Here is an 11,784-nt window from a genome sequence, read left to right on the forward strand (position 1 = left end):
GCCAACGATTACTTTAATATTAAAGTATTGGTTGGCTATATAATACATGACTAAATATAATAATATCTTCTTGCGCCTATGTGATCTCTATTACTACTTTCGATGACAGCGATTGTATAAATTAGCCTGTGCCAAGTTGACAAAACATCCTCGTTTTTTATTGAGTAGGAAGCTCTTGTTATGGCCATATTTGGTAAAGATGACCGTGAGAAACAAAATAGTACGCTGACTGTTCCGAACATCCATATAGCCCAAGTGGTGAGCTATTTTCCAGATGGCTCTACTTTACAAAGCAGTGGTGTGCTTGTTGGAACCAATGATGTTTTGGCTTCTGGCCATGCTCTTCATCGTTTGGAACTAGGTGGCTACGCTACTTCGGTAGAGGTGATATTGGGTCGCAATGGCGATCATAAACCATTGGGTATTATTGATGGTGTAACCATCGATGTGGCCAGTGGCTGGGTACAAAAACAACAATATGATATGGATTATGGGCTTATTACACTGCCTCAGCCGGTGGGTAATACTTCGGGTTGGATGAAAACAGCGAGTATTAGTCACCCAGAAGAATATTTGCAAGTAGCTACCTATTCTTTGGGCTACCCTGGTGATAAAGGTGGAATATTTCAGTTTCAGACATCTGGTTCTTCGACATCTTATACAAATGGTATTTATTATTTCAGTGACGATCTAGATGCGCTAGGTGGGCAAAGTGGTAGCCCATTGATCTTGAGCCATAGCGACTATGGGGAGCTTGCTATTGGTCTTATATCACATGAAAACGTTGCACCAGACGCAAATGGTGTGTTGGTTTTTAGCCCAGCGATCACCTCTCAATTCAATGAATGGGCAAGCAATAACAACAGCACTATTGAAGATTGGCGAGATACTGCGTTGTATGAGACTCACTTAATAGATTTTGTGGCTAATGTCTATACCGCGGTACTTGACCGTACGGCAGATCATGACGGCATGAGCAATTGGCTTGACAACATCTCCACTGGAATGAGCCCAGTGGATATAGTGATACACTTCTTAACCTCTGATGAGTATGTTAACAGCCCTATTTTTAATGTCACTTCCAATAAGACCATGGTCGATACCCTCTATCAACAGTTTTTTTCACGCGCAGCAGACACCGGTGGGGCCGGCTATTGGGGTGGCCAACTTCAACAAGGCGCTTTCTTTGAAGAAGTGTTAACTCAGTTTATATACAGCAAAGAGTACCAAGATAACCATGCCCTAAGTAATTACCTTATCCGCTACCAGTGGTATGATTCCTATCAGTTAATGGTGTACGGTAAAGATGACAATGACACCCTCACAGGCTCCAATAAAGATGACTTTTTAAGTGGTCAATTGGGTAACGATTACCTGTTTGGTGGGTTGGGTGAAGACTGGTTGAGTGGAGGGGTGGGTAATGACCAAATTAAAGGAGGGGAGGGCAAGGACTTGTTTGTGATCGACACAGGTTCTAATCAAAGTGACCTATTTCTTGATTTTAACCCAGCTGAAGATGTGATTGTAGGGCTAAGCCCATCAGTGAAATACAATTGGCTAGAAACTAGTGAAGGACTTCAGTTGTCCATGTACCAAATTAATACTACTGTGACTCTGATAGGCGTGGGTTTAGACCAAGTGCAAGAAATTAGTTTTATCTAGCTGTCCACTTGCAAACCTAGGGAAAGGTCTAAACGTTCTGATTTCTAACTCGCGTTTTAAATTCTGCCGACATTTTTTTCACCTTTGGTTGCTATAATTAACCCAAGGGCATAGTGTAACTAAGTCTTTAATGACTTTGTCTTTTATGTAACCTTTTCTAGGAAATAATAATGAAAAAAACATTACTCGCACTTAGCCTTGGGCTAGGACTCGCGGTATCAGGTGCGGCGCAAGCCAAAACCTTGGTGTTCTGCTCTGAGGGTAGCCCAGAAGGCTTTAACCCTTCGCTTTATTCTGCAGGCACCACCTTTGATGCTTCTTCTCAAACTATATTTAATCGCTTAGTTCAGTTTGAACCAGGTTCAACAAAAGTTGTGCCTGGTTTAGCTGAATCTTGGACTGCTTCTGCAGATGGCTTGGAATATACATTTAACCTTCGAAAGGGCGTTAAATACCATACCACTAAGGATTTTACACCCACACGTGATTTCAATGCCGATGATATTTTGTTTACCTTTAACCGCATGTGGAAAGAAGACCATCCTTACCATGACGTTTCAGGTGGCGACTACAAATACTTTGGTTGGATGAGCATGGGTGACCTACTTAAATCGATTGAAAAAGTAGATGACTATTCCGTCAAGTTCACTTTGAACTACGCTGAAGCGCCTTTTGTATCCAACATGGCCATGGATTTCGCTTCGGTCTTATCCGCTGAATATGGCGATGAACTGGCTGCTTCTGGTAACAAAGATGACATCGATCATAAGCCTGTGGGCACAGGCCCATTTGTATTTAAGTCTTACCAAAAAGACGCCATGATCCGTTACACGGCGCATGATGACTATTGGGGTGGCCGTTCTAATATCGATAAGTTGGTATTTGCCATTACCACTGATGCTAATGTGCGTTACCAAAAACTAAAGGCTGGCGAATGCCATGTGATGCCTTATCCAAATCCTGCTGATGTGGCAGCGATGGATAAAGATCCAGAAATAAACCTACTTCGGCAAGAAGGTTTGAACGTGGGTTATTTAGCTTTTAATACAGAAAAGCCTCCATTTGACCAAAAGCTTGTGCGCCAAGCCTTGAACATGGCCATTAACAAGCAGTCTATCCTGGACGTAGTATTCAAGGGTGCAGGTTCTATCGCTAAGAACCCAATTCCACCGACTATTTGGTCGTACAATGATGATGTAAAAGACTATGACTACGATCCAGTAAAAGCTAAAGCTATGTTGGCTGAAGCGGGTGTGTCAGGTCTGAAGACCAATATTTGGGCTATGCCAGTGCAGCGTCCATACAATCCTAATGCTCGCCGCATGGCAGAATTAATCCAAGCAGACTGGGCTAAGGTTGGTGTGGAAGCCGAGATTGTAACCTTTGAATGGGGTGAGTACTTGAAGCGTTCTAAGAACGGTGAGCATGACACTGTGCTTCTAGGTTGGACAGGTGACAATGGTGACCCAGACAACTTTATGTATGTGTTGTTAGGTTGTGATGCTGCAAAAGACGGCGGCAACCGTGCGCGCTGGTGTAATGAAGAGTTTGACAGCACCTTGCGTCAAGCTAAAAAGGTAACTAACCAAGCCCAACGTACCACTTTGTACGAAAAAGCTCAGGTTATCTTTAAAGAAGAAGCGCCTTGGGTCACGATTGCTCACTCGGTTGTGTTTAAGCCAGTGCGTAAAGAAGTGACTGGCTTTAAGGTACATCCTTTAGGCAGCCACATTTTCTATGATGGTGTTGATCTTAAATAACCTATCGTTGCACTCAGTTTGAGTTGCTAGACCCAATGGTTGCCTTAGCCTAGAGCTATCGCAACCATTCAGCCTAGTCTCTTGTGCTTTGCTATGGCACCTGTCCTTCCTACCTTTGAGTTGTCTTTATGCTTAAGTTTTTATTTAAACGCTTGTTGGTGCTAGTGCCCGTTTTTTTTGGCGTCACCCTAGTGGCCTTTGGATTTATCAGGGTGTTGCCGGGTGATCCCGTTGAAGTATTAGCAGGAGAACGAGGTGTGTCAGCCGAGCGTCATGCCGAACTGATGACGCAGTTGGGATTAAATGAACCTCTATGGCAGCAGTACCTGAACTACATAGGTGATGTATTACAAGGTGATTTAGGCACCTCGTTGATTACTAATAGGCCCGTAGCAGAGGAGTTTTTTGAGCTCTTCCCTGCCACTGCTGAGTTGGCCATCTGTGCCATTCTCTTTGCTATCATTTTGGGCATACCAGCGGGTATTATTGCTGCTGTTAAACGGGGTACTTTGATCGACCAAGGCATTATGGGTATTTCTTTAGCTGGCTATTCGATGCCTATATTTTGGTGGGGTTTATTGCTCATTATTCTCTTTTCTAACACTTTAAACCTGACTCCAGTTTCAGGGCGTTTATCGTTCTTGTTTGAGGTAGAACCGGTGACCGGCTTTATGCTAATTGACAGTTTTCTAAGTGATGAGAAAGGGGCGTTTAAGTCGGCCATGCACCATTTGGTGCTACCTTCTGTGGTGCTGGGCACCATTCCTTTAGCCGTAATAGCCCGTCAAACTCGCTCCGCTATGTTAGAAGTATTAAGTGAAGACTACGTGCGTACGGCGAAGGCGAAAGGCTTATCGCCCTTGCGTGTTATCGCTATTCACGCGCTCCGCAATGCCATGATTACGGTCGTGACAGTGATTGGCCTGCAAGTTGCGGTCTTATTGGCGGGTGCCATTCTTACAGAAACCATATTTGGTTGGCCTGGCATAGGTAAATGGATCATCTTCTCTGTATTTAGTCGTGACTATTTTGCGGTTCAGGGTGGATTACTTCTTATTGCAGCTTGTGTGATGGTGGTTAATCTTACTGTTGATCTGCTTTATGGCCTTATTAACCCTCGCATTTTGCATTGAGAATTAGAACCATGACATCCATAACAGTAAAAAATTCTTACTCTGTGCGTAGCCAACAATGGCGCGAATTTTGGTTCTATTTCAGTGCTAGCAAAACCGCAGTGGTAGGTTTGTTTTTTCTGATAGGTGTCGTGCTAATGGCAATCTTTGCTGATGTCATTAGCCCTCACTTACCTGCTGAACAATACCGAGACTTTACTGAAATTCCTCCAGCCTGGATGGAAGGGGGACAGATGCGTTTTTTCTTAGGTACTGACTACGCTGGTCGAGATATGCTTTCTCGTATCATTCATGGCGCTCGTTTGTCGCTTATAGCGGGCGCTATTGTCGTTATTATGTCTGCGTCCATCGGTGTTTTACTGGGCTTAGTGGCAGGTTTTCAAGGGGGTTGGGTAGAAACTATTATTATGCGGGTTATGGATACCATCATGGCAGTGCCTGGCCTATTAATGGCGTTAGTGCTGGTGGCTGTTTTAGGCCCAGGCTTACTCAATGCCATGGTCGCTATCGCCATTACATACACGCCTTCTTTTGTACGCTTAACCCGCGCATCGACTATGACAGAACTGAATAAAGACTATGTTACTGCAAGCAAAGTAGCTGGCGCTGGACCCGTGCGCTTAATGTTTATAAGTATTTTGCCCAACTGCATGGCGCCGTTAATTGTGCAGGGCACCTTGAGTTTCTCCACTGCTATTTTAGACACGGCAGCCTTGGGATTTTTAGGCATGGGAGCACAAGCCCCATTGCCTGAGTGGGGCACTTTAATCGCAGAAAATAGAGACCTCATGCTGAGTGCGCCTTGGACAGTGACCTTTCCCGGTATAGCCATATTACTGGCTGTATTGGCGATAAATTTAATGGGTGATGGTTTGCGTGACGCCCTAGATCCTAAGTTGAAGAGATCTTAATCATGGCTTTGTTAGAGATTACTAATTTATCCGTTGAATTTGCCACTGCCCATGGTTCTTTAAAGGCTGTGGATCAAGTGAGTTTAAGTTTAGATGCAGGTGATATTGTAGCCATTGTCGGTGAGTCTGGCTCTGGGAAATCTGTTGCCATGCTAGCACTGATGGGTTTATTACCATGGACTGCCACCATTACTGCGGACCAAATGAATTTTGATGGTAAGGACTTACTTACTTTAAACGATAAGCAGCGTAGGGCTATTATTGGCAAAGATATTAGTATGATCTTTCAAGAACCCATGACGAGTCTGAATCCGTGTTTTAGTGTGGAGTATCAGATTAGTGAAGTTTTGGCCCAACACTTTGGGGGCAGCCGCAGCAGTCATAAAGGCAAGGTCATAGAGTTGCTCACAAAAGTGGGTATTCCAGCCCCAGAGACACGCCTTAAAGCCTACCCCCACCAGCTCTCTGGGGGCATGAGTCAACGCGTAATGATCGCTATGATGATAGCCTGCGAACCGAAGCTATTGATTGCTGATGAGCCAACAACAGCTCTAGATGTCACCATACAAGCCCAAATTCTAGAGCTATTAATAGAGTTACAAAAAGCCAATGGCATGGCTTTAGTGCTGATTACTCACGACATGGCCGTGGTCGCAGAAACAGCAGATCGGGTGGTAGTGCAGTATGCTGGCCAGCAAGTGGAGCAGCGTTCGGTGACAGAATTATTTGATAACCCACGTCACCCCTATACGCAAGCCTTGCTTAACGCTCTGCCTGAATATGCCAAAGAAAAAACTCTTAATGCTATTCCAGGGGTCGTACCTGGTCAGTTGGATAGACCCGTAGGGTGTTTATTTAACCCGCGGTGTGAACTTGCTCAAGACTTATGTCGACAGCAACCACCGCAGAAAATTGAGGGGGTGTTGTGCCATTATCCATTACCGCTCAAAGTAGATGCTAGCAGCCAAGTGGAGGTTTCATGATGAATCAGCATGCCTTAATTGAAGCCAGAGATCTGCATAAGTATTACCATATAAAAACAGGCATATTTCAGCCTAATCTTAGTTTACAAGCACTCTCTGGTGCTAGCTTTGACCTTCATGCAGGACAAACCTTGGCTGTTGTGGGTGAATCAGGTTGTGGTAAATCAACTTTAGCCCGCTTGCTGACCTTGATCGAACAGCCGACGGCAGGACAGCTCACATTAGATGGCATAGACTTAGCCACTGCTAATAAAAAAGAAGTGGCTAGGCAGTTGCGAAAAACTGTACAAATGGTTTTTCAAGATCCCTTTGGCTCATTAAACCCAAGGCAAAAAGTAGGTGATATTCTGCAAGAGCCTCTGCTCATTAACACTAACTTAAGCTCGAGTGAAAGGCGCGAACAAGTGCTTGCTATGATGCGCCGAGTGGGTTTACGAGACGAGCATATTCACCGTTATCCGCACATGTTTTCTGGTGGCCAGCGCCAGCGCATTGCCATTGCACGGGCCCTCATTCTAAAACCCAAAATTGTAGTGCTGGATGAACCGGTATCGGCATTGGATGTCTCCATTCAAGCGCAAGTGCTGAACTTACTCATTGAGTTGCAACAAGAACTAGGCCTAGCCTACGTCTTTATTTCTCACGATTTGAGTGTAGTGCGCCATATTGCTGATCAAGTGTTGGTCATGTATTTAGGCAAGCCAGTAGAGCAAGGCCCAAGCCAAGCCGTATTTGATAGCCCCCAGCATCCTTATACCCAAGCCCTTCTATCGGCCACGCCTCAAGCCAATACTAACCGTAAACGCCAACGTATAAAGCTGACGGGAGAATTACCATCACCACTGGACCCACCTAGTGGATGCAGTTTTCACCCTCGTTGCCAAAATGCTATGCCACAATGTAAAACAACAGCGCCAGTGATGGCGCAACATGGTGAAATAAGTGTGGCGTGTTTGTTAATAAACTAGCTAATTAACTAGTTATTTAGGTGGAATCAATAATGCCTTCTAAGCCCATTGCCCGACCTGCTAAACCTGTATCTATTACTGAAGGCTTTAACAAAATTAAGGCTTTGATCAATCGAACGCCTACCTATAACGGTAATGGTAATGGTGATGGATTTTTAAGTTTGGCAGATTATCGAGATGGTGGTATATTCCTCGCCCATTACGCGGGCAATAGCGAATGGGAAAGGCACTCTAAAGGTGATGAAATGGTGATGGTGGTAGACGGTGAAACGACCCTTATTTTATTACACAACGGGGAAGAAATTGGTCACCCAATGTCACAAGGAATGCTGCTAGTGGTGCCGCAGAACATGTGGCATCGGTTTGAATCTCCCCAACTTGTTAAGATCATGACCATTACCCCTCAACCTACTGACCACTCTGTTAAAAAACCCTCTTGATCAAAACATCTAATTGACAAAACTAGTGACTTTGCCATTAAGCTCGAACGGATAGGTCACTCGATCCAGCGTGTTAAGATGTCAAGGATTAAAGCTACTAAGTTTAAAATCACCCATTGTTACGATATGACAGAGAATTAGTATGAACGTTCGAGAAATAATACATGCCGACTGTGATCGCTATAGGCAACTAAGAACAACCCTTGATAATGAATCCCCAATGTGGGGTGCAGTCGCAGGGGAGCGCGAGCATTTGGGTGACCATGCCACACGTCAATTTGACCATCTTCTGGAAAATCCTTCAAGCACTATATTTGTTGCAGAAAAACAAGCCACTTTCACTGGTTTCTTGGCTTTGGATACCAGTTTGTGGCAGAGTCTGTCGCGCACCACCACGCTAATGGTGGGAGTATTGTCTGCATATCAGGGTAAAGGCATCGCACTGAGTCTTTTTCAACAGGCACAGGTGTGGACAGCTGAAAAAGATATCCATCGTATTGAGCTTGTGGTCCTCAGAGACAATATTTCAGCCATAGGGCTTTATAAAAAAATGGGTTTTGTTGAGGAAGGTGTGCGCAAACAATCTAGCTATCTGAATGGTCAGTTTGTAGATGAAATTTATATGGCTAAATTGTTGAACTGATATTTACCTTGTTTAGGGAAGGAACCTGTAGCTCACATCAACTATTTTGATTAATAATGCAAATAAAGTACCTGTGGATCAAGGATCTACTTTAGCAGATAGGGGCACTATACTTTCTCTATTAATAGCAACCTAATGTAGTAACTTAGTTTACTAACGCAAAGCTACAGGAAACCGGCCATGATGGCCGGGTAATGGTTATTCTGCCTTGGGTTATGGGTTAATTTGGGTCGTTAATAATCAACTGGATCTGTCTCTACCTTTTTAGTTTCAGCATAGGCCTCAAGGGCTTTTAGTCGAGATTCTTTCACGTGCACAATCGGGTGCGGGTAGGTATCACCTAAAATAATATTGGCTTTTTCCAATACATCTTGAGGAGCTTCCCAAGGCTTATATAAATATTTATCGGGTAGGTCTCTTAGCTCTGGTAGGTAACGCTTAGTGTATTCCCCTTGAGGGTCAAACTTTTCGCCCTGAATGACGGGGTTGAATACCCTGAAATAAGGAGAAGCATCAGTACCACATCCTGCCACCCATTGCCAACTGGCACTGTTACTGGCTAAATCTGCATCCACTAGACAATCCCAAAACCAACTGGCACCTAAACGCCAGTCTACGAGTAGGTTTTTGATCAAAAAGGAGGCTGTTACCATGCGCACGCGATTGTGCATATAACCTGTTTGCCAAAGTTCGCGCATACCTGCGTCAACCAAAGGATATCCAGTAAGTCCCTTTTGCCAGCACTTGAGTGAGTCTGGGTTATTTTCCCATGGAAAACGATCAAAGGTCGATTTAAAGTTTTGATGCGGTAAACCTGCAAAGTGAAATAGGAGGTAATAAGAGAACTCGCGCCAACGTATTTCCCTTTTGAAGTGTTCACTGTTGAGATCATTAGGAATGGTTAATAATGTACTAACGATTTGTTGGGGCGCGATGTCACCAAAGTGCAGATATGGGGATAACCTTGATATGGCCTTTAATGCAGGCCGGTCACGGCCCTCTTTGTAATCATTGATACCATGATGTAAAAATGTATTGAGCACTGCCAGTGCGCCCTCTTCACCAGGCACCCAATGTTGACTGAAATTAACGCCCCAGTTAGTTTTAGGTAAAAGTGACAAGGTGTCTAAGCTAGTGGCTTGGGCATCAACTAGCAACGGTTTGGGCAACTCAGGTGCTGGTAACAGGGTGACATGACGCTCTACTTTACTTGCCTCACGGTCATAAGGGGTGAATACTTTATAAGGAGTCTCATCCTTTTTTAACACCGACCAAGGCTCATTCAGTAATGAGCCATTAATACTTTTAGCGTCTATGCCTTGGGATAATAATTGCTCTTTGATGAGTTTGCTTTGCTCAATATGGTAGGGCTCATAACAGCGGTTCCAAAAAACACTCTGCACTTCAAAACGTTGGCATAAATCAGCAATAATAGTCGCAGCGTCACCACTATACACATTGAGCGCATGGTCTAAGGATGTATTCAATGCGGCTAACGAATGATGCAACCACCACCGACTTGCTCTTCCCATCTTATAAGCGCCTGCGGTGTTATCGTCTAAAATGTAGATGGGCAACACTCGCTTGGCCTTGCACGCCGCCGTGAGCGCGGGGTTGTGGTTTAATCTTAGGTCTTGTCGAAACCAGATAATTGAAACTGGATGATTCATAGACACCTTACTTTATTTTTTCAATGACAAGGGTGATTTGACCAACCTTAAAACCCCATTTAGTCATTTCAGTTTGATTAATCAAACGAGACTCATCCAGTTGATAAATCCAGTCATTTAAGTGGATATCCCATACCGTGTCATCAACTTCTATGGCTAAAGTATATTGCCAATTAAAGGCAAAGCCTTGGCTTTGGCCCGAGGCTTCACCGACAGAATCAGAGGCTACACCGGTGTAACGATTGTCAGCGTGCTCTACCAAATTCCAGACTCTTCTCTGAGTCTCACCATCGTCATAAAAAAAGTCTTCCTCCAGCACACCCTTGTTACCCTCCCATGAACCAATTAAATCAGCACGAAAACGTCGGATCACTTTGCCATCTCTATTTTGAACCATGCCATAGGCTTCAAGTTTGCCATCAAAAAATGTTTTCATGTCAAATTCGGGCGTAGTGGATTGGTAATCAGAAATCTTGGCACTGCACCCAATTAGTAGGAATCCTAAACAAACAGCGACAAGTGAACGCGAAAAATAACGCATTAAAAGTTTAAAATTGATCATGGGTTTAGTCCTATTAATTGATTGCGAAGTTTTGGTTTTAGCGTGTTTTCAGAGAGCCATATGGCACTGAAAGCTGATGCAAATGCGGTATCATTTAAGGAACCAATAAACCTTTTGTTGTAGAAAAAATGACTAACACTCGACTCATCCACGTACAATATGAGTTGGTCTTGGGGTTCAATATTAGGCCAAATGTCAGTTAATATGCTGACCCATTCAGCTTGGTAATCTATTTTTTGACGCAGCCACTCATCAATCGTTGATTCGATGAGTTGCTCAGCGCTAATACTGCGCTTATAGAGCAGTTCAAGGGCGAGGGGCTGTTGATTAGCAACATAGGCACCTGAAGGAGTGAGTACTTTGGCTTCATAAATTTCAAACCACAGCCATTTCATATTAGCTGAGCCCACTAGTTTAAAGTTAGGTAGAGGGGTCGTTTCAAAGGAGGTATTGGCATTAAATGTTTGGCTACTTACTGTTTGTGTACTCAACGCATACTGACTAGGGAGCAGCAGAAGGCCAAGAACTGCCCATAGGAGTGTTGATTGTTTGAGTTTATCCATGGGATTTTTGCCTCATTAAAATGTCCAGTTTGACACACATAGGTAACCAGATACCCCAAAGGATGGCCACTATAGTCAGAGTAACCAAAGACCCTTGGGGGAAAACAACAGCGCCCAACTTCCAACTGGCCCAATACGCATAGACACCACCTAGAGCGCTGAAACTGATCAGGTAAATCCACTTGAACTTGCGCAAGAAACGCATGCTATGGCCTAAGTTCAGAATAAAAGCGGCCCATAAAAATAGTAGCCAAACTGGCCATGCAGAAAAGCTGAAGAAGCCCAATTGCATCATTGATAAGTCGATAATAAATCCACCTAAGGCCAGTATAAGAACTTTACTATCTTCAAAGCGGCTCGGTGTAAAAACAAAATGCATAGCTAAAATAGCTAGGGTGACAGGCAGCCAAGTGTTACCACCTAAAATTAGGGATAGCCACATCACTTGAAAGCTAATCAGTTGAAACCACAACCATTTTGTCATTACGT

12 protein-coding genes are annotated in these 11,784 nt (G+C 44.0%); 8 read left to right on the top strand and 4 right to left on the bottom strand.

What is annotated here, in order from left to right; translation table 11 throughout:
- The first annotated feature begins 180 nt into the window (after positions 1–180).
- The 8 genes from ABXT59_RS02560 to ABXT59_RS02595 all read left to right on the top strand — a co-directional run bounded on the left by ABXT59_RS02560 (position 181) and on the right by ABXT59_RS02595 (position 8,500).
- Positions 181–1,662 carry a DUF4214 domain-containing protein gene (locus ABXT59_RS02560; RefSeq protein ID WP_443637496.1) on the top strand — a complete coding sequence of 494 codons (1,482 nt, stop codon included), beginning with the start codon at positions 181–183 and terminating at the stop codon, positions 1,660–1,662.
- 170 nt (positions 1,663–1,832) lie between these two features.
- Positions 1,833–3,422, top strand: a complete 1,590-nt coding sequence (locus ABXT59_RS02565) for an ABC transporter substrate-binding protein (RefSeq protein ID WP_443637497.1) — start codon at positions 1,833–1,835, stop codon at positions 3,420–3,422.
- A gap of 128 nt (positions 3,423–3,550) precedes the next feature.
- Complete coding sequence (locus tag ABXT59_RS02570; RefSeq protein WP_443637498.1) at positions 3,551–4,555, top strand: ABC transporter permease subunit; 1,005 nt, start codon at positions 3,551–3,553, stop codon at positions 4,553–4,555.
- Positions 4,556–4,566: 11 nt separating this feature from the next.
- Positions 4,567–5,466, top strand: coding sequence for an ABC transporter permease subunit (locus ABXT59_RS02575; RefSeq protein ID WP_443637500.1), 900 nt, complete (start codon positions 4,567–4,569; stop codon positions 5,464–5,466).
- A 2-nt stretch (positions 5,467–5,468) separates the two neighbouring features.
- Positions 5,469–6,449 carry an ABC transporter ATP-binding protein gene (locus tag ABXT59_RS02580; RefSeq protein ID WP_443637501.1) on the top strand — a complete coding sequence of 327 codons (981 nt, stop codon included), beginning with the start codon at positions 5,469–5,471 and terminating at the stop codon, positions 6,447–6,449.
- Complete coding sequence (locus ABXT59_RS02585; RefSeq protein WP_443637502.1) at positions 6,446–7,417, top strand: dipeptide ABC transporter ATP-binding protein; 972 nt, start codon at positions 6,446–6,448, stop codon at positions 7,415–7,417. The genes ABXT59_RS02580 and ABXT59_RS02585 overlap by 4 nt, the downstream gene beginning before the upstream one ends.
- Before the next feature lie 32 nt (positions 7,418–7,449).
- Positions 7,450–7,857 carry a cupin domain-containing protein gene (locus ABXT59_RS02590; RefSeq protein ID WP_443637503.1) on the top strand — a complete coding sequence of 136 codons (408 nt, stop codon included), beginning with the start codon at positions 7,450–7,452 and terminating at the stop codon, positions 7,855–7,857.
- A gap of 142 nt (positions 7,858–7,999) precedes the next feature.
- Entirely contained in the window at positions 8,000–8,500 is a 501-nt protein-coding gene (locus ABXT59_RS02595) for a GNAT family N-acetyltransferase (protein ID WP_443637504.1), read from the top strand.
- A gap of 233 nt (positions 8,501–8,733) precedes the next feature.
- Here the strand turns inward: ABXT59_RS02595 and ABXT59_RS02600 are convergent, their stop codons facing one another.
- From ABXT59_RS02600 to ABXT59_RS02615, 4 genes are read right to left on the bottom strand one after another with little or no spacing between them, the layout of a single operon-like run.
- Positions 8,734–10,170, bottom strand: a complete 1,437-nt coding sequence (locus ABXT59_RS02600) for a cryptochrome/photolyase family protein (protein ID WP_443637505.1) — start codon at positions 10,168–10,170, stop codon at positions 8,734–8,736.
- A 7-nt stretch (positions 10,171–10,177) separates the two neighbouring features.
- Positions 10,178–10,732: a DUF3833 domain-containing protein gene (locus ABXT59_RS02605; RefSeq protein WP_443637507.1), complete on the bottom strand. Its 555-nt coding sequence runs from the start codon at positions 10,730–10,732 to the stop codon at positions 10,178–10,180.
- A complete protein-coding gene (locus tag ABXT59_RS02610; RefSeq protein ID WP_443637509.1) occupies positions 10,729–11,295 on the bottom strand; it encodes a chalcone isomerase family protein in 567 nt (188 codons plus the stop codon). Before ABXT59_RS02610 ends, ABXT59_RS02605 begins: the two co-directional genes overlap by 4 nt.
- The gene (locus tag ABXT59_RS02615; protein WP_443637510.1) at positions 11,288–11,779 is read right to left on the bottom strand and encodes a DUF2878 domain-containing protein; all 492 of its coding nucleotides are present in this window, start codon (positions 11,777–11,779) and stop codon (positions 11,288–11,290) included. The genes ABXT59_RS02610 and ABXT59_RS02615 overlap by 8 nt, the downstream gene beginning before the upstream one ends.
- Positions 11,780–11,784 lie beyond the last annotated feature (5 nt).

The sequence above is a fragment of the Candidatus Njordibacter sp. Uisw_058 genome (genome assembly GCF_047730065.1).
Taxonomy (GTDB): Bacteria; Pseudomonadota; Gammaproteobacteria; order Pseudomonadales; family Balneatricaceae; genus Njordibacter.

What these genes read in the sequence shown, in the direction of transcription:
- ABXT59_RS02560 (WP_443637496.1), top strand. Translation starts at nt 181, where the DNA reads ATGGCCATATTTGGTAAAGATGACCGTGAGAAACAAAATAGTACGCTG.
- ABXT59_RS02565 (WP_443637497.1), top strand. Translation starts at nt 1,833, where the DNA reads ATGAAAAAAACATTACTCGCACTTAGCCTTGGGCTAGGACTCGCGGTA.
- ABXT59_RS02570 (WP_443637498.1), top strand. Translation starts at nt 3,551, where the DNA reads ATGCTTAAGTTTTTATTTAAACGCTTGTTGGTGCTAGTGCCCGTTTTT.
- ABXT59_RS02575 (WP_443637500.1), top strand. Translation starts at nt 4,567, where the DNA reads ATGACATCCATAACAGTAAAAAATTCTTACTCTGTGCGTAGCCAACAA.
- ABXT59_RS02580 (WP_443637501.1), top strand. Translation starts at nt 5,469, where the DNA reads ATGGCTTTGTTAGAGATTACTAATTTATCCGTTGAATTTGCCACTGCC.
- ABXT59_RS02585 (WP_443637502.1), top strand. Translation starts at nt 6,446, where the DNA reads ATGATGAATCAGCATGCCTTAATTGAAGCCAGAGATCTGCATAAGTAT.
- ABXT59_RS02590 (WP_443637503.1), top strand. Translation starts at nt 7,450, where the DNA reads ATGCCTTCTAAGCCCATTGCCCGACCTGCTAAACCTGTATCTATTACT.
- ABXT59_RS02595 (WP_443637504.1), top strand. Translation starts at nt 8,000, where the DNA reads ATGAACGTTCGAGAAATAATACATGCCGACTGTGATCGCTATAGGCAA.
- ABXT59_RS02600 (WP_443637505.1), bottom strand. Translation starts at nt 10,170, where the DNA reads ATGAATCATCCAGTTTCAATTATCTGGTTTCGACAAGACCTAAGATTA.
- ABXT59_RS02605 (WP_443637507.1), bottom strand. Translation starts at nt 10,732, where the DNA reads ATGATCAATTTTAAACTTTTAATGCGTTATTTTTCGCGTTCACTTGTC.
- ABXT59_RS02610 (WP_443637509.1), bottom strand. Translation starts at nt 11,295, where the DNA reads ATGGATAAACTCAAACAATCAACACTCCTATGGGCAGTTCTTGGCCTT.
- ABXT59_RS02615 (WP_443637510.1), bottom strand. Translation starts at nt 11,779, where the DNA reads ATGACAAAATGGTTGTGGTTTCAACTGATTAGCTTTCAAGTGATGTGG.